Raw genomic sequence first — 17,180 nt, forward strand, 5'->3', positions numbered from 1 at the left:
CAGGTCAGAGCCGGAACGTCCAGAACAGGCAGGCCAGCGTCGCGGCGATGAAGACGACGAAGAAGATCGTGCGCAGCAGCACGTTTCGGCGCAGTTCGTTCATCAGCAGGTGGGCGGCGATGATCGCGCCGGCAAAGAGGAACTGCCAGTCGAGCAGGGCCCAGAGCGCGGCCCGGTCACCAAAGGCGAAGCGGGCGACGAGCACGCCGACGATCGTCGCCAGCAGCACCAGCGTTGCCGCATAGGTTGGCGTCGCACCATTGGTGTGGACGAAGCCGGCGGCACGCAGCGGCAGGATCATCATCAACACCGAAGCGAAGGCGTAAATAGCTGCAAGCGGCACGAAGGTCGCCGCGTTAGCGAGGTTGTCGAGCCGGGCAAGGCCGAGCGCGCCGAAGGCATAGCCCTTCTGCTCGACGGCGAAGCTGAGCGCGGCCAGCGCCGCGGTCAGCACGGTGACGAGCAGGAAAGATGCGACGGTTCTGTTCATGGCGCGCTCCAGCGATAATCAGCGAAATCTATCCTCTCGGGGAGCTATACCAGAATCGCCGCCGCGATAAGCTTGGCCGTCCGCTGGGCGAGGCAGCGGACAGCCAGCCTGTTATCGGCCCATCACTTGTCCCTCGCGGCGCTTGTCGGCAGCGCCGATCAGCTCACCGTTTTCCAGCTTGATGACGTGGAGGCCGGAATTGAGGTTGGCAATCGAGACCTCATGACCGAGCGCGGTCAGGGCGTCCGCCGTCTGCTGGGCGCCGTCGCCCTCTTCCACACGCGTCGTACCGTTCAGGTTGACGACATGCGGCAGGTCCACCGCTTCCTGCGGGTCCATGTTCCAGTCGAGCAGAGCAACGAGCGACAGCGCGACGTAGTTGATGATGTTGGCGCCACCCGGGCTGCCGGTGAGCAGGACAGGCTGCTCATCGCGGAACACGATCGTCGGCGCCATGGAAGAGCGTGGTCGTTTGCCCGCTTCGACACGATTGGCGACCGGCTTGCCATCTGCCTCCGGCGCGAAGGAGAAGTCGGTCAGCTCATTGTTGAGCAGGAAGCCATTGGTCATGACCCGGCTGCCGAAGCCGCTTTCGATCGTCGTCGTCATGGAGATCGCGTTGCCGTCGCCATCAACGATGACGAAGTGCGAGGTGCCGTGGCGCGGTCGCTCCACGTCGGGGGCATAGAGCTTCGTCTCGTCCCAGGGCGGATCGCCGGCCTCGGCCTTACCCATGGATGCCGCCGGATCGATCAGCGCTGCACGCTCGGCGAGATAGGCGCGGTCAAGAAGCCCCTTCGGCATGTCGACGAAATCGCTGTCGGCCATGTACATGCCGCGATCGGCAAAAGCCAGGCGCGAGGCCTCGGCAAAGAGATGGCGCGCCTCGACGCCTTCACCCATTGCCGGCAGGTCGAAGGCCTCGAGCATGGCCAGCATCTGGCCGACAGTGAGACCGCCCGAACTCGGCGGGCCCATGCCGCAGACCTCGTTCTGGCGATAGTCGACGCAGACCGGCTCGCGCTCGATCACCTCGTAGCGCGCGAAATCCTCCATGGTCAGCAGACCGGGATTCGTCTCGGTCCGCACGGCTGCGACGATGTCGCGAGCGATCTGGCCCGTATAGAACGGTGCCGCGCCCTGCTCGGCGACAAGCCTGAGGGTGCGCGCATAGGCAGGGTTTTCAAGCGTGGCGCCCTCGGCCAGCGGCGTGCCTCCGGCATCGAAGAAGTAGCTGCGTGTCGTCTCGAAGGTGTCGAGCCCCGGTGCCTGCGGGATCGCGTCGGCAAGCCGCTGCGAGACCGTGAACCCCTGCTCCGCGGTATCGATCGCCGGCTGCAGCAGGCCGGCCCAGGGCAGCCGCCCGAACTTGCCGTGCAGCGTTTCCATCAGCTTCGGCGTTCCCGGCACGCCTGCCGAGCGACCGCCGACCACGGCGGCGATGAATTCCATCGTTTCGCCGTCCTCACCCAGCCAGTACTTCTCGTCGGCGGCGAGCGGGGCGGTTTCGCGCGCGTCATAAGTGGTCAATTCGTTGAGTGCGGCATCCCAGTAAAGCGCGAAGGCGCCGCCGCCGAGGCCGGAGCTCTGCGGCTCAACCAGACCCAGCATCGCCTGGACCGCGACCGCGGCATCCGCAGCGGTGCCGCCCGCCTCGAGCACGGCATAGCCGGCACGTGTTGCTAGCGGATGGGCACTCGCGACCATGAATTCCTTGGCCCGCACGGAAACGCGCTCGGCCAGTTTCGTCGTGGCTTCGGGCTGGGGCGCTTCCTGGGCGATTGCTGCCGGCATTGCCACCGCCAGCGCCAGGACCAATGTGTAACCGCGTAACGAACGCATGAATTCCACCTCCTCGATTGCCCTTCCCGCAGGGGAAAGCTAGCAACCGCCGGCAGGCCTGAACAGGGTCGCTACACAGTTCGACAATGGTCCAGACCTGATCGGTCTTGCCAACGCGCGCGGAAGATGAATCATTGCGATGTCGGGGCGGCAACGAAGGAGACTTCATATGGAAGACGCAAGCGTGGGCTGGATTGCGGCCATCATCATAGGCGGGCTGGCGGGCTGGATCGCATCCAGCGTCATGAAGAGCGATACCGGCCTCTTCCTCAACATTATTCTGGGCATCGTCGGCGCGGCGGTGGCAAGCTTCCTGTTCGGGCTGCTCGGCGTATCGTTCGGCGGCTGGCTCGGCTATCTAGTCGCCGGGTTCGTTGGCGCCTGCATCCTCATCTGGGGCGCACGCGCCGTTCGAAGCTGAGGCGTTCAGGCGCACGCCTAGCGGCTGTCAGGGCCAGGCAGCGAATGACGGAGCACCGGTTGAAGCCGGTGCCCGCGGCGGCAGGGTGAAATCGACCTTATCTGCCTGACACGGCGTTCCACGGCCCGCACAACTTCTTCGGCGGACGACCGGTAGTCGAGCCCGGTGGATCCTTCACCCAGAGCTGGTGGTTCGGCAGCGTGGTGATACCCGCGCCGCCGAAGCCGGACCGGTCCCGGATATCGCATAGCCGATCCGGACGGAGGTCCGTTCCTGTGCCGACGTGTCCTTGAGAAGTTGGTGGTCGCGACGGCTCGATTTATTCCCGGCCTGTCCTTCCCGCAGGCTGTGGAAGATCCCGGGGAATAGACATTTTCGCCGGAGTCTTGGACTTTTGACGTAATGCGCTGCGGCTGACCGTCGGGTTCTTACGGCAATTCGTCGAAGAGGTAGCGCTGCACCGTGCCGCCGATCATCGCGATGGCGACCTCAGGCGCGACATCGCCATCGGACAGGCCAATGACATAGCGCGCATAGGCAAGGCCAAGGATCTGCGTCGCGATCAGGCTGGCGCGCTCGCACACGCGGGCCGGACCGGCTACGCGGGCGACCATCATGCCGACCTGCTCGGCCAGGACCCCGCGAATGCGTGACGCGGCTTCCTCGTTCGTTGCCGCCGTCCTGATCAGCACTCGCAAGAGATCGTCCTGGGCGTCACCTTCCCAGCGCCTGAAGAAATGTTCGACGAGCGCATGGCCTATGCGGTCCCTGGCGACGCCCGAAAGATCGGGAAAGGCAAGGTCGATCGAAACCGCCTCGGCAAAGAGTTGTTCCTTGCCGCCGAAATAACGGTTGATGAGCGCGGGGTTCACGCCGGCTTCGGCCGCGATCTCCCGCACCGTGGTGCGCTCGAAACCGCGTTCCGAAAACGCCTTTCTCGCTGACGCGACCAACCGCTCGCGTGTTGCCTGCGCATCTCTCGCCATCGCCGACGGATTCCTTTGTAAACGCTTGTTGACTTTGTGGGCGCCGCACCGTAAGTAAACAAACGTTTACAACATCGATCGGAGGATCGCAATGTCCAGCCTGACCACTCAAGTCCTTATCGTCGGTGCCGGCCCTGCCGGACTGGCAACCGCTATCGGGCTCGCCGAACGCAATGTCGACTTCATCATCGTCGACGCCTTGCCGGAGGCGCAGAACACCTCGCGCGCTGCCGTCATCCACGCCGCAACGCTCGAAAGCCTGAAGCGGTTGAAGGTTGCAGACCGGCTGGTCACCCAGGGCATCAAGGTGCCGCATTTCAGGGTCAGGGACCGCGACTCGATCCTGCTTCATGTGGATTTTTCAGTCCTGCCGGGTCCGACACCGTATGCGCTCATGATCCCCCAGGACGAGAGCGAGCAGATCCTGATCGAGCGGCTCGCCGAACTCGGCCATGCGGTGCGCCGGCCGGTCAAGCTCGCGGGTTTCGAGAAGACCGCCAATGGCATTCGGGCGACGTGCGAAGGCGCCGACGGGCAGTTCCTGGTCGAGGCGCGCTACCTGATCGGCGCCGACGGCGAGAGGAGCACGGTGCGTGCCGGCGCGGGGATCGATTTTCCCGGCGACACGTACGGCTCCTTCCTTCTCGCCGACGTCCGCATGGACTGGCCGATTGCCAAGGACGAAGTGACCTTGTTCTTCTCCGAGGCCGGTACGCTCGTGGTGGCCCCGATGTCGCGGGATCGCTACCGGGTGGTGGCGCAACTGCCGGACGCGCCTTCGGTGCCGACGCTGGAGGACGTGCAAAAGGTCATCGACGCCAGAGGCCCGCGAAGCGGCGCCCGGATTCGCGAGGTGCTGTGGGGGTCCCGCTTCCAGGTGCACCACAAGCTCGCGCAAAGTTTTCGCGACGGTTCCGTTCTGCTCGGCGGCGACGCAGCCCACGTCCACAGCCCGGCAGGTGGGCAGGGCATGAATCTTGGCCTTCGCGATGCCGAGGCGCTGAGTCTTGCCGTGACCGAAGCGCTGCGTACGGGATCGGACGCTTCGTTGGACGGCTACGCCCTGGAGCGGCGAAAGGCGGCAGCGGAGGTTCTTGAAATGACCGACCGCCTGACGAAAGTGGCCACGCTCGCCAATCCGGTCTCGCGCTGGTTCCGCAATCGCTTGATCGCTACGGCGGCAGCACTTCCCCTTGTCAGGCTTTTTGCCGCAAGGACACTCGCCGGCTTCAATTGAGGCCGGCTTCGCACGGAACTCAGCCTTCGACGGCTTCGCGGTGCAGATCGAGAAGTGCACTGCGAAGCGCCGGCGCGTCGACCTCGCGCCCGGTGAAATGGCGAAAGGCCTGGACGCCCTGATGGAAAAAGAGCTCCCACCCGCTCATTACCGTCAGGCCTGCCGCGCCGGCACCTTGGAGGAACTGGTATCGACGGGCGTATAAACCGCGTCGAACGCCCATGCCGGGCCTTGCATTGCATCCGCTGGAAACGGTGAACCCGGGTGGCCTGCCATGCCGATCGGCGTGCAGTTGATGAGGCCGTCAGAACCATCCGCCGCCGCCGCGATCGACTCCGCCACGCTCGTCTGCATGGGAACGCCGGTCGCGGCCAGCGCCGCCGCCAGCGCGCGCGCGCGCGAAGCGTCCATGTCGTAGATGCGCAGTTCGCGGGCGCCAAGGCGCGCAAGCGCGAACGCGATGGCCTTGCCGACACCGCCCGCACCCGCCATCGCGACGGCGCCCGGCGATACATCGCCGAAAGACGCCCGGAACGCGGCGGCGAAGCCGGAAAAGTCCGTATTGTGCCCCTGCGGCAAACCATCGCCGAACAGCACCGTGTTGCAGGCGCCGATGCTGGCCGTCAGCGGGTCAGGCACCTCCAGCCGCGGCACGACCGTCTCCTTGTAGGGATAGGTGATGTTGATGCCGCGGTAGCCTTCGCGTGCGCAACGGTCGAAGACGGCGTCGAAATCCATACCTATGTCGGCGGGGATCAGCCGGTCGTAGGTCACATTGAGATCGCAGAGCCTGCCGGCGAGCACATGCAGCCGGGGCGATTGGGAGCGGGCTATGTGATCGCCGATGAGGCCGAGCCGTATGGCGGCCATGGTTGATGCTCTGGAACCGGGTTGATCGAACGCCAAAGCGTACTCGCAGCGCGGCGGTCACGCAACACACAAAATCCGATATGTCTGGTGTTTTGTGTTTTATATGGTGATCTATGAGGCGATCGTGCCGGTGGCAAGCGCGTGCTCGACGCCACCTTCCACATGCCGCACGAGCACCTCGCGCGCCTTTGCAGCATCTCTTTCCAATGCGGCATCGTGCATGATGCGATGTTCTTCCGCCGCAATGTCGCCTCGGAACGACAAGGCAATCATCTGGTAACGCAGATATTTGTCGAACACACCGGCATGGGTCTCCATCAGCACGACGGAGCCGCAGGCGGAAATGAGCGCCTGGTGAAATTCCCAGTCGTACCGCTTCCACAGCTCCGTTTCGCTGAAGTCGCCGGCGCGCATGCAGCGCTCCAGCGTGGCGAGCTTGTGATGCGCCGCAACGACGCGACCTTCCCAGTCCATATCGCCAGCAGCGAACGACTGTTCCAGCGCATGGCCTTCGAGGAGAAGGCGCAGTGCAGCGATCTCCCGCAGGTTTTCGGCGGAAACGGGCGCCACCTCGAAACCGCGCTGGCCTTCGGCCACGACGAGGCTTTCCGAGGAGAGTCGGTTCAGGATCTCGCGCAACGTACTGATACTGGCGCCATAGGCGTCGCGCAGGCGCTCCAGCTTCAACTTCTGCCCGGGTGCCAGTCGGCCGAAGACAATGTCGGATCGAATCCGACGATAGGCATTTTCTCCGATAGTCGGCGCGGGTTCGTTAGCGTGCGGGGCGGCTTCTGGGTTCATACGATCGTCTTAATGTCGGATGAACTCGCCTGCAATGGCGCAGCGGATCAGGCCGGCAGCAAGCCGTTGCGAACCGTGTGCTCGACGCATGCCCGTATGTGCCTCGCCAGAATGGCCATCGCGGTGTCATGATCGCGTTTGAGCGCGCAGTCGAGAAGCTGACGGTGCTCGGCCGAAGCTTCCTCGCCACGATAGATGACGGCGATGATCTGATAGCGCAGGTAGTGATCGAAGATCTGTCGGTGCGCCGACATCAGTTCGTTCGAACCGCAAGCCGAAATCAAGGCCGCGTGGAACTCGCGATCGTAGCGTTTCCAGTCCTCGGTGACCGACCGGGCGCCACCCGCCATCTGGGCTTCCATACGCGCCAGCTTGTGATGGGCGGCCAGAACCGCGCCCTCCCATTCCACATCGCCGCGCAGGAAGGATTCCTTGAGCGCATGGCCCTCCAGCAGTTCGCGCATCGCCGCCACGTCGCGAAAATGCTGTTGCGACACCGACGCGACGGCGAAGCCGCGCTGGCCTTCGGCAAGCACCAGCCGCTCTGACGCCAGTCGGTTGAGGATTTCGCGCAGCGTGCTCACGCTTGCCTGATAGGTTTCCCGCAGGCGCTCCAGCCGGAGCCTCGCCCCCGGTGCAAGGCCGCCGAAAATGATGTCGTGGCGGATATGGCGATAGGCTGCTTCGCCCGCGGTATCCAGTGCGGAGGTCAGTTCGGACATGATGCGCTTCCCGGTCGAGGCGTTCATCGCAGCTTCGCGAGCGGCCCGCAAGACGTCGACCTGCAATATCACTTCGAATGATGGAAACAGAAATATAGGAGATTTTTGATAACGCCTATTGATCGAAGGTCTGTCTAGTGGCAAGAGTCTCTTCATGACGGGCAGTGCCACGCTGGCCGTTGCCAACCGAATGGCCAGGGAGGACTGCCATGATCGATTTCACAAGACGAGCGCTGCTCGCGGCGGGCGCCGCACTCGCGCTTGCCGGCTCCACCGTCGCCGCGACCGCGCAGGACAAGGTCGCGTTGCGCTTTTCCGCCGTATTCTCCGAGCAGGACATCCGTGCGGAGATGATGAAGAAGTTCGCCGAGCAGATCGGTGAAGAGTTCGACTATCAGGGCTATTATGGCGGCACCCTGTTCAAGCAGGGTACGGAACTCGTCGCTCTGCAGCGCGGGAACCTCGAGATGGGCAATATCGCTCCGCAGGACATTTCCAACCAGATCCCAGCGTGGTCGGTGCTTACCTCCGCCTATCTCTTCCGCGATGCAAACCACCTGCGTACGTTCTTTGCCAGCGAACCCGGCCAGGAAATGAAGCAGATGGTCGAGGACCAGCTTGGCGTGAAAGTTCTGGGCCCGACGTATTTCGGCGCGCGCCAGGTGGGGCTGCGGGTGGACAAGAAGATCAACACGCCGGCTGACATGGCCGGGATCAAGCTGCGCATGCCCGGTGGCGATGCGTGGCAGTTCCTCGGCCAGGCGCTTGGAGCAAACCCGACGCCGATGGCCTATGCCGAGGTCTATACCGGCCTGCAGACCGGTGCGATCGACGGGCAGGACAACCCGCTGCCCAACGTGCAGAACATGAAGTTCTACGAGGTCATGTCGCAGATCGTCATGACATCGCATCTCGTCGGCTACGATCTCCTGACCATTTCGCTCGACGCATGGAACAAGCTCAGCTCTGAGCAGCAGGAGAAGGTCCAGGCCGCGGCCGATGCCGCGATCGAGTGGAGCACCGGCGAGCATCTCAAGCGCGAGGAGGAGCTGGCTTCGTTCTTCAAGGAGCAGGGGCTGGAAATCTACACTCCCGACCTGGAAGCCTTCCGTAGCAACGCGCAGAAGATGTATCTTGAATCCGAACTGGCCAAGGACTGGCCGGAGGGCATGGTCGATCGCATCAACGCGCTCTGATCCAGGGCCGATTTTTGCAACCCGGGCCGCCCGACAGGGCGGGCCGGGAATTTCTTCCCGCGGCGCCGGACCGCGGATACCGGCTCGGAGGTCGCCATGCGGTTCGCTCGCATCGGGCAGTTTCTCTATCGACGCGCGGAAAACCTGCTGGCGCTGATGCTGGCGGTCATGTTCCTCGCCTTCATGGCGCAGGTGATCTTCCGCTACTTCCTCAACTTTCCGATCGGCTGGACGTCGGAACTCACCGTCATCATGTGGCTGTGGCTGGTGTTGTGGGGCGCGGCGTTCGTGCTGGGCGAGGATGAGGAAATCCGTTTCGACCTCGTCTACGGCTCGGTCAACCCCGCCGTGCGGCGCGTGATGACGATCCTGTTCGCCGTAGCGCTCGTCGTCATCTACGCGCTCTCCTTTCCCGCGGTCTACGACTACGTGACCTTCATGAAAGTCCAGTCAACCGCGTACCTCAAGATCCGCTTCGACTACCTGTTTTCGATCTATCTGCTGTTCGCGGCCGCTGCGATCCTTCGCTATGGCTGGCTGGTGTGGAGCGCCATGCGTGGTGACATCGCCGGCCGCGACGCGGAACATACGGGTTCCGGCCTATGAGTTTCACCGATCCGTTCACGCTTTGCCTGATTGCTATCATCGGCCTTAGCCTGCTTGGCCTGCCGATCGGCCACGCCATGATCGCCGGCTCTATCGTCTATCTCTACCTGGCCGGCCTCGACATGGGCACGGCGGCGGAGCAGCTGCTCAACGGCATGTATACGAGCTACATCCTGCTCGCGGTGCCGCTGTTCATCCTCTCCGCCGAGATCATGAACAGCGGTTCGATGACCGAACGTCTGCTGGGCTTCTGCAACGCGCTGGTCGGGCGATTCCGGGGCGGTCTCGCCCAGGTCAACGTCGTCCAGTCGATCATCTTCGCCGGAATGTCCGGCTCGGCCATCGCCGATGCCGCCGGCGTGGGCAAGATGATGCAGAAGATGATGACCGATGGCGGTCGTTATCCGGCGAGCTTCGCCGCCGCGCTGACCGCCGCGACCGCCGTCATCGGGCCGATCATTCCGCCCTCGATCCCGGTCGTGCTCTACGCGCTCGTGTCTGACGCGTCGATCGGCTACCTGTTTCTCGGCGGCATGGTGCCCGGGCTGCTGATGGGCCTGATGCAGATGGGGCTGGTGGTGCATATAGCCCGCAAGCGCAACTTTCCGGTCGAGGAGCCGGTGCCGCTGCGCGAGATTCCCGGCATCACGCTGCGCGCCCTTCCGGCGTTGATGATGCCGGTGGTGCTGCTTGGCGGCATCTATTCCGGCATCACCACACCGACGGAGGCGGCCGCTATTGCGGCGGCCTATGCGTTCCTCGTTTCGGCATTGCTTTACCGCACCGTGACCTGGCGCGGCACATACAAGACGCTGCTGTCGAGCGCCCGCACGACCGCGTCGATCGGCATGCTGATCGCCGGCGCGCTGGTCTTCAACTATGTCGTGACGGTCGAGAACATCCCGCGGACGCTGAGCGTGTTCCTGCAGGGCTTCGACCTGTCGCCGACGACGTTCCTGATCATCGTCAACATCCTGCTGCTGGCACTCGGCTGCCTTCTCGAAGGCACGACGATCATCCTCATCGTCATCCCGGTGCTGATCCCTACCGCGCAGGCCCTCGGCGTCGACCTCGTGCATTTCGGCATCGTCTGCGTAGTCAACATCATGATCGGGCTGATCACGCCGCCCTACGGCCTGCTCCTGTTCATCATGACCAATATCGGACAGGTGTCACTGCGCGCACTGGTGCGCGACATCCTGCCGTTCCTCTATGCGATGCTGGCCTCGCTGGCGCTCATCACATTCTTCCCCGACCTCGTTCTCTTCCTGCCCCGTCTGCTGGGCTACCAGGGCTGATCCTTCATGACTGCACCGATCTACGTTCTCAACGGCCCCAACCTCAATCGCCTCGGCACGCGTGAGCCGGCAATCTATGGCAGCACGACGCTGAGCGAGGTCGAGGCGATGTGCCGCTCGGCAGCCGGCGAAATGCCGGTCGAGTTCCGGCAGTCGAACCGTGAGTACGAGATCGTCGACTGGGTTCACGAGGCGATCGACCGGCCTGCCGCCGGCATCGTCATCAACCCGGCCGCCTTCACCTTCACATCCATCGCCATTCTGGACGCGCTGAAGATGTTCCCACGGCCGATCATCGAGCTGCACATATCCAACATCCACCGCCGGGAAGACATCTACCAGCATTCGCTGGTTTCGAAGATCGCCACGGCTGTCATCGCCGGGCTTGGCCCCAAAGGCTATGCGACTGCTATGCGGGCGATGAAGGACCTGATCGGATAAGCGAATGCTGGCCTTCGCAGAATCATGTTTCGCTAAAATTCCCAGATGAGGAATGATATTCTAGCGCTGCCGTGCTTGCTCGCGCAGTCGTGCGCTGACTCAACACGCTCCGAAGTCTAAAACCCATTCAGGATCCCGGATCGATTTCGGGAAATGATACGGAGTTCGATCACATGCGCATCGCTTCATTGGCATTCACGCTTTCGATTCTCGCCGCCCCGGCGCTCGCGGCGGATGCCGGTCCGCTGGTTGACGCCGATTGGGTCAAGGCGAACGCCGGCAAGGAAAACGTCGTCATCCTCGACATTCGCGATAAGGTCGCCGAAACGGAACTGGGAGACACGCCCTATATCGAGGGCGCGGTGGTTGCTCCCTACGCAAGTGCGGGCTGGCGTACCGAGATCGACGGGGTCCCAGGCAAGCTGCCGCCGCTGGACCAGATCACCAAGCTGATCGGCGACCTCGGCATCGACAATGACGACCATGTCGTCATCGTGCCATGGGGCACCGATTCCTCCGAATTCGGCGGCGCGACCCGCATCTACTGGACATTCAAATATCTCGGCCACGACGATGTCTCCATTCTCGACGGCGGCTGGCGGCAGTACGATGCGGCCGGCGGCGCGCGCACTGCGGAAGCGGTCACGCCCGAACCGGCCACCTTCACCGCGGACCCGCAGGAAGACCTGCTTGCCACCACCGAGGAGGTTGTCGCGGCGCTGGAAGCCGGGACGAAGCTCGTCGACGGCCGTCCCGCGGAACAGTTCACGGGCAAGTCGAAAAGCCCGGTCGTGCGCGCCAACGGCACGATCCCCGGCTCCGTGAACATCCAGCATTCCGACCTCTACAGCGCGGACTATGCGAGCTTCGCGCGTCCCGAGACGGTGAAGGCGCTGAGCGAAGCTGTCGGCCTGGCGACTGACGAGGAAAACATCGCGTTCTGCAACACCGGCCACTGGGCATCCGTCGCTTGGTTCGGGCTTTCCGAGGTGCTGGGCAACAAGAACACCAGCATGTACGATGGATCGATGGCCGAGTGGACCGCCGATCCGGCGCGCCCGGTCGAGAACAAGTCCGGCAGCTAGGTCGAAAACGCTCCTCAGCCGCCACCTGGATGGCGACACAAGTGTCCGGAATTTTCCGGACACTTGCAGTTTGGGAACGCCGCACCGCGGCGGACTGTGAATGACAGACGTGACCATCGGCCGCCCGGCCGCCCTTCCCGCCCCGATAATCGATCGCGCACCGGCCCTGGTCGCCGGCGGCGCCCTGCTGGTCGGCTTCCTGGCGATAACGCAACTGATCGATCTGAGGCAGGCGGCACTCTTTATGGTCGGCGGACTGCTCGGCGCCGCGCTCTATCACGGCTCCTTCGGCTTCACCGGCGGCTGGCGCCGGATGGTCGTCGAGCGGCGGGGACGCGGCATCCGCGCGCAGATGCTGATGATCGGCGTCGCCGCGGTGGCGATGATCCCGCTGATCGCCGCCGGTAATCTCGGCGACCAGGCACTGGTCGGCGCGATGGGCCCGGTTGGCGTGTCGGTGATCGTCGGGGCAACGATGTTCGGGCTTGGCATGCAGCTCGGCGGCGGCTGCGGGTCGGGCACGCTGTTCACGGTCGGCGGTGGCTCCTCACGCATGCTGGTGACGCTGGTCTTCTTCATCATCGGTGCGCTCGTGGGTACCGCGCATCTACCATGGTGGCTGACGCTGCCGTCGCTGGGTACGATCGACATCGGCCGCGAACTCGGGACCGGCACGGCGGTTCTGGCGGCTCTTGTCGGCCTTGGGCTCGTCGCGTTGGTGACGGCCCTGATCGAACGCCGCGCTCATGGAAACATCGAAACGGAACCGGTTCCGAGCCGGGCCGGCTGGAACTGGCTGACCTACGGTCCATGGCCGCTGGTGGGTGCGGGGCTTCTGCTCGCTCTGCTCAATATCGCCACCCTGCTGCTTGCCGGCCATCCATGGTCTGTCACCTTCGGCTTCGGGCTGTGGGGCGCCAAGGCCGCGCAGGCCGTGGGCGTGCCGGTCGAGACCTGGGAATTCTGGAACTGGCCGGGGCCGCAGACGGCGCTTCAGTCGAGCGTTCTCGCCGACGTCACCTCGGTGATGAATTTCGGTATCGTCCTCGGGGCAGCGCTGGCGGCGAGCCTCGCCGGCAGGTTCGCACCCAAGGCCAAGATCCCGCTCGGCTCGTTCCTGGCTGCAGTGGTGGGCGGCCTGCTGATGGGCTACGGGGCGCGGCTTTCCTTCGGCTGCAATATCGGCGCGCTGTTCTCCGGCATCGCGTCCGGCAGCCTGCATGGCTGGCTGTGGTTTGCCTGCGCCTTTGTTGGGTCGCTGGCAGGTGTCTGGGCGCGGCCGCTGTTCGGCCTCGATGGGTTCTCCAGGAAATGAGTACGTCCCGTAATACGTTGCTCTTCGGCGCCGCGCTGACCGTGGCCACCGCCGCCGTCGCAGTCGACCATTACACGCATCCCGTTCCGCGCGCGCAGCCGGGAGCCGCTTCCGGGGCCGGTGGCGGTTCGCCATGTGCGGCTGCAGCTCCTTGCGCTGCAGGCTCGCCCTGTGCCGCCGGCGGGCCGCGTGCCGCACCTCCTCCGCCCCCGGCACCAGTGCCGGCCTCGCCTTGCGCACCCGCGGCGCCCAAGCTCGCACCACCCCCGCCGCCGGCTCCCATGCCCTCCGGCGAGAAGAAGCTCGCGCCGCCCCCTCCTCCTCTTCCGAGGCCGGCAGAGGACAATGGCTGAGGACGGCAAGGCGCTCGCGCTGCGCGAGATCGCGCTCTGCGAGACCGTGCTCGCCAAGGGCGGGCTCAACGTGCTGTCCGAGACCTTTCGCGGCGTCGCCGACATCACGGCATGGGAGCATTATCCACCGGGCGACGTGTTCGACCCGGCGAGTGGCGCCCAGTGGTATTATCACTGCCATACGGCGGACGCGGGTGAGACAGAGCACGGACACTTCCACTGCTTCGTACGCCCGCAGGGGCCCGAAGGCCCGATCCACCATCTTGCCGCTGTTGGCGTCGATGCCTACGGCCGCATGCTTCGCCTTTTCACAGTGAACCAGTGGGTTGTCGGCGACGACTGGCTCGACGCGGAAGCGACGGTCGCGCTCCTGCCGCGCTTCGATATACAGATGCCGCAGCCTTCTTACCTCGTGAACCGCTGGCTGACCGCAATCTTCACCGCCTATGAGGCTGAAATCGCCGAGCTGATCCATAAGCGCGACCGCGCGCTTGCCTCCATCGGCCGCCCGAGGGCGTCGAAGCGAGGCAGGACAGGGCGCTGGAAGTCGTCTCCGAACTGGTCATCCCGCCGCGATAGTTGGCGGACAACTACGCGAGGCTGGGGCAAGCTTGTCAGGAGCTTTTGTCATCCGTTGGAATTTGGCCTTTTCGCGACGCCCGGTTTCAAGCAATCTAACAACTCAACCTGAAGGTATGCCCGTCGACGTCTTTCCCCGATCCGAAAGCCCAGTTCGATGCCGCTCTATGAACTTGCCGCACTGGGGGCGGCGACATGCTGGGCCCTCACCGGCATCATTTCGGCGGGACCCGCCAACCATCTCGGCGCGCTGGCATTCAACAGGGCGCGACAGGTCTTCGTTACCGGGCTGCTTGCGCTCTACGTGTTGGCTTCCGGTACGTGGCGGGAGCTCGATGCGGGTGCTGTCGGTCCGTTACTGCTGTCCGGGTTCATTGGCATCTTCATCGGCGACACGCTGCTGTTCGCCACGCTCAACCGCGTCGGCCCGCGCCGCTCCGGCATCCTCTTCGCCCTAAACGCGCCGCTGGCTGCCATCCTCGGGTGGCTCGTGCTCGGCGAGGAGCTGCCGGGCATCGCCGTCTTCGGCATCGCATTGACGATCGCGGGCGTGCTGCTCGCCATCCTGTTCGGCAAGCGTCGGTCGCAGCTTCATCAATGGGAGGCGGTCAAGGGGCCGCTCTGGATCGGCGTGGCGCTCGGACTGCTGGCTGCCACCGGGCAAGCCGTCGGCTCCATCATTGCCCGGCCGATCATGGCAAGCGGCGTCGATCCGTTTGCCGCATCGATGCTGCGCGTCGGCATCGCCGCACTCTGCCTGACGGTCCTCATCCAGCTTCCCATCCCGGCTGTGAAACCGAAGGGGGCGCTCACCCTCAGCATCGCGGCGCAAACCGCGCTGACGGGCATCCTGGCGCTGGCGATCGGGATGACACTGCTGCTCTATGCGCTTTCGGGCGGCAAGGTCGGCATCGTATCCACGCTCTCTGCGACGTCGCCGGTCATCATCCTGCCCATGCTGTGGCTGCGCACCGGCGAGCGGCCTGCGGCAGGCGCCTGGGCAGGCGCGGCGCTCGTTGTTGTCGGCATGGCGCTGCTGTTCCTCCGCTAGATCCGTCGATGCCCACGATCTTCCGGGCTGACGACGGAAAAAATGCGACCGCGTCACAATACCTGCCTATGGATCGTCAACCGGAGATAAGCCACCCTTTCACGAGGAGGACCCTCGGTCATGTCGAAGAGTAACCCTTCCAGCGCAGCGCGCGACAGCGATGCGCATATCCGCTTCTTCGAAGAGGCCAGGCCACGACTTCTCGGTATCGCTTATCGCATCCTGGGTACGCGCGCCGAGGCCGAAGACGCCGTGCAGGACACGTTTCTGCGCTGGCAAGCCACCGATGTAGACAGCATCGAATCACCCGGCGCGTGGCTCACGACAGCATGCACGCGACGATCGATCGACATGCTGCGCGCTGCCTACCGCAGCCGGGTCGACTATGTCGGCAACTGGCTGCCGGAGCCGATTCACGCGATCATCGACAGCGACGCGGAGGCGCAAATGGAACTCTCATCATCCCTTTCCACCGCGTTCCTGCTCATGCTGGAGCGACTGACGCCGCGCGAGCGCGCCGCCTATCTGCTGCACGAAATCTTCGACATGTCCCACGGAGACGTCGCCGCATCCCTGGACATGACCGAGCCGGCCTGCCGCAAGCTCGTCTCGCGGGCGAAAGCACGCATCGGCGAAGATCATGTGCGCTTCACGCCGACGCAGGAACGTCAGGAGGAACTGCTTGCTGCCTTCGAGGAGGCGATCCGGTCGGGTCAGCCGGGCCAGCTCACCGCGATGCTGGCAAGCGATGTCCGGCTGACGGCCGACGGCGGCGGAAAGGTCGCGACGGTGACCGACGTGCTGGAAGGCAGCGCCGTCACGGCCTTCCTGACGGAACGGCTCAGTGGCTGGTGGCAAAACTATGAATGGAGCTTCGCCGATCTCAACGGATCGCGCGGTCTGGTGCTGCGTGATGGAGGGACGATCGTCGCCGCAGTCTCGTTTGCCTATGATGCGGCAGGCCGCATCGCCGAGATCTTCGTCGTGCGCAATCCGGACAAGCTTGCCGCACTCGATGAAGTGACGATGCACTAAGAGGCTAACAGATTGGCTATGTCCTTTCTGGCGTCCCGGGCAGGCGGGCGATCCGGCGTTGCAGGAAGTCTCTTGCGGCTTCGTCCGTCGCCAGCCCAAGCGCTGCGGTCAGCGCCTCCCTTGCTTCCAGGTTCCGGCCTGCTTCAGCCAGGAGCGTGCCACGTGCCGCCCAGTAGGGCTGGTAATCGACGAGCCTTGGATCTGCACCGATCTTCTGGATTTCGTCCAGCACTTCCTTCGCGCCATATATGCGCGCGCGCGCCACGAGGCGGTTCAGCGCAACGACCGGCGTCGGCGCCAGCGCGAAGAGCACATCGTAAAGCGCGACGATGTCGGACCAGTTGTCCAGACCGAGCAATCGGCGCGCCACATGCGCGGACTGGATTGCAGCTTCGATCTGAAAGCGGCCGCTACCCTCCATTCGGTTGGCGTCCTTCATAAGCGCTTCAGCCTGCCGAATCTGTGACAGGTTCCACAAGGCGGTGTCCTGATCGTCGAGCGGAACATAAGACCCGTCAGGTGCGGAGCGCGCACTGCGCCGGGCATCCAGAAACAGCATCAGGGCAAGCAGTCCCTTGACCTCCGGTTCGTCGGGAATGAGTTCCGCCATGACCTGCCCCAGCCAGATGGCCTCTTCGGAAAGCCTCCCCGCAGACCCTTCGCCGGCCTCAGCCCAATCTCTGGAATAGGCCGCGTAAACGGCCTGCAGCACCGCATCGAGGCGATCGGGCAAATCGGCACGCTCAGGAATGGCGAAGGGAATGCCGGACTGTTTGATGCGGGCTTTTGCCCGCACGAGCCTTTGGCCCATCGTCGCCGGGGAACCAGGAACGCCGCCGCGATGGCTTCAGC

The 17,180-nt window shown here is 64.3% G+C and carries 18 protein-coding genes and 1 pseudogene; 11 read left to right on the top strand and 8 right to left on the bottom strand.

Annotation, left to right across the window (positions count from 1 at the left end; all coding sequences use genetic code 11):
- Window positions 1-4: 4 nt before the first annotated feature.
- Complete coding sequence (locus tag HK436_RS07275; protein WP_173188448.1) at window positions 5-490, bottom strand: hypothetical protein; 486 nt, start codon at window positions 488-490, stop codon at window positions 5-7.
- Window positions 491-601: 111 nt separating this feature from the next.
- Window positions 602-2,332, bottom strand: a complete 1,731-nt coding sequence (ggt, locus tag HK436_RS07280) for a gamma-glutamyltransferase (protein WP_173188450.1) — start codon at window positions 2,330-2,332, stop codon at window positions 602-604.
- A 169-nt stretch (window positions 2,333-2,501) separates the two neighbouring features.
- Between ggt and HK436_RS07285 the strand changes: the two genes are divergently transcribed.
- Window positions 2,502-2,753 carry a GlsB/YeaQ/YmgE family stress response membrane protein gene (locus tag HK436_RS07285; RefSeq protein WP_173188452.1) on the top strand — a complete coding sequence of 84 codons (252 nt, stop codon included), beginning with the start codon at window positions 2,502-2,504 and terminating at the stop codon, window positions 2,751-2,753.
- A gap of 428 nt (window positions 2,754-3,181) precedes the next feature.
- Here the strand turns inward: HK436_RS07285 and HK436_RS07290 are convergent, their stop codons facing one another.
- Window positions 3,182-3,739 (bottom strand): TetR/AcrR family transcriptional regulator, encoded by a 558-nt coding sequence (locus HK436_RS07290; RefSeq protein ID WP_173188454.1) that lies wholly within the window; start codon window positions 3,737-3,739, stop codon window positions 3,182-3,184.
- Between the two features lie 91 nt (window positions 3,740-3,830).
- Here HK436_RS07290 and HK436_RS07295 point away from each other — a divergent pair, with 91 nt between their 5' ends.
- Entirely contained in the window at window positions 3,831-4,976 is a 1,146-nt protein-coding gene (locus tag HK436_RS07295) for an FAD-dependent monooxygenase (RefSeq protein ID WP_173188456.1), read from the top strand.
- Window positions 4,977-4,995: 19 nt separating this feature from the next.
- Here HK436_RS07295 and HK436_RS32300 read toward each other — a convergent pair whose 3' ends face one another.
- From HK436_RS32300 to HK436_RS07310, 4 genes are all read right to left on the bottom strand, one after another.
- Window positions 4,996-5,124: a hypothetical protein gene (locus tag HK436_RS32300; RefSeq protein WP_280515582.1), complete on the bottom strand. Its 129-nt coding sequence runs from the start codon at window positions 5,122-5,124 to the stop codon at window positions 4,996-4,998.
- Between the two features lie 5 nt (window positions 5,125-5,129).
- A complete protein-coding gene (locus HK436_RS07300) occupies window positions 5,130-5,846 on the bottom strand; it encodes a shikimate dehydrogenase family protein (protein ID WP_244648594.1) in 717 nt (238 codons plus the stop codon).
- Window positions 5,847-5,957: 111 nt separating this feature from the next.
- Entirely contained in the window at window positions 5,958-6,647 is a 690-nt protein-coding gene (locus HK436_RS07305; protein WP_173188459.1) for a GntR family transcriptional regulator, read from the bottom strand.
- A 47-nt stretch (window positions 6,648-6,694) separates the two neighbouring features.
- On the bottom strand, window positions 6,695-7,369 hold the full coding sequence (locus tag HK436_RS07310; RefSeq protein ID WP_173188461.1) for a GntR family transcriptional regulator: 675 nt from the start codon (window positions 7,367-7,369) through the stop codon (window positions 6,695-6,697).
- A gap of 209 nt (window positions 7,370-7,578) precedes the next feature.
- Here HK436_RS07310 and HK436_RS07315 point away from each other — a divergent pair, with 209 nt between their 5' ends.
- The 9 genes and pseudogenes from HK436_RS07315 (at window position 7,579) to sigJ (ending at window position 16,328) form a co-directional block, all read left to right on the top strand.
- On the top strand, window positions 7,579-8,565 hold the full coding sequence (locus tag HK436_RS07315) for a sialic acid TRAP transporter substrate-binding protein SiaP (protein ID WP_173188463.1): 987 nt from the start codon (window positions 7,579-7,581) through the stop codon (window positions 8,563-8,565).
- A 96-nt stretch (window positions 8,566-8,661) separates the two neighbouring features.
- On the top strand, window positions 8,662-9,171 hold the full coding sequence (locus HK436_RS07320; RefSeq protein WP_173188465.1) for a TRAP transporter small permease: 510 nt from the start codon (window positions 8,662-8,664) through the stop codon (window positions 9,169-9,171).
- A complete protein-coding gene (locus HK436_RS07325) occupies window positions 9,168-10,469 on the top strand; it encodes a TRAP transporter large permease (RefSeq protein ID WP_173188467.1) in 1,302 nt (433 codons plus the stop codon). The genes HK436_RS07320 and HK436_RS07325 overlap by 4 nt, the downstream gene beginning before the upstream one ends.
- A 6-nt stretch (window positions 10,470-10,475) precedes the next feature.
- Window positions 10,476-10,910 carry a type II 3-dehydroquinate dehydratase gene (locus tag HK436_RS07330; RefSeq protein WP_173188469.1) on the top strand — a complete coding sequence of 145 codons (435 nt, stop codon included), beginning with the start codon at window positions 10,476-10,478 and terminating at the stop codon, window positions 10,908-10,910.
- Between the two features lie 173 nt (window positions 10,911-11,083).
- The gene (locus HK436_RS07335; RefSeq protein ID WP_173188471.1) at window positions 11,084-11,995 is read left to right on the top strand and encodes a sulfurtransferase; all 912 of its coding nucleotides are present in this window, start codon (window positions 11,084-11,086) and stop codon (window positions 11,993-11,995) included.
- Between the two features lie 100 nt (window positions 11,996-12,095).
- A complete protein-coding gene (locus tag HK436_RS07340) occupies window positions 12,096-13,310 on the top strand; it encodes a YeeE/YedE family protein (protein ID WP_173188473.1) in 1,215 nt (404 codons plus the stop codon).
- Between the two features lie 345 nt (window positions 13,311-13,655).
- A pseudogene (locus HK436_RS07345) lies at window positions 13,656-14,242 on the top strand (DUF6969 family protein).
- Between the two features lie 157 nt (window positions 14,243-14,399).
- Window positions 14,400-15,293: a DMT family transporter gene (locus HK436_RS07350; protein ID WP_173188475.1), complete on the top strand. Its 894-nt coding sequence runs from the start codon at window positions 14,400-14,402 to the stop codon at window positions 15,291-15,293.
- Between the two features lie 120 nt (window positions 15,294-15,413).
- Window positions 15,414-16,328 carry an RNA polymerase sigma factor SigJ gene (gene sigJ / locus HK436_RS07355; protein WP_173188477.1) on the top strand — a complete coding sequence of 305 codons (915 nt, stop codon included), beginning with the start codon at window positions 15,414-15,416 and terminating at the stop codon, window positions 16,326-16,328.
- A gap of 16 nt (window positions 16,329-16,344) precedes the next feature.
- On the opposite strand, the gene HK436_RS32895 is transcribed toward sigJ, so the two are convergent.
- Complete coding sequence (locus tag HK436_RS32895; protein WP_312860516.1) at window positions 16,345-17,139, bottom strand: RNA polymerase sigma factor; 795 nt, start codon at window positions 17,137-17,139, stop codon at window positions 16,345-16,347.
- Window positions 17,140-17,180: the final 41 nt, after the last annotated feature.

It is taken from the genome of Neoaquamicrobium sediminum, from assembly GCF_013240295.1.
GTDB lineage: Bacteria > Pseudomonadota > Alphaproteobacteria > Rhizobiales > Rhizobiaceae > Aerobium > Aerobium sediminum.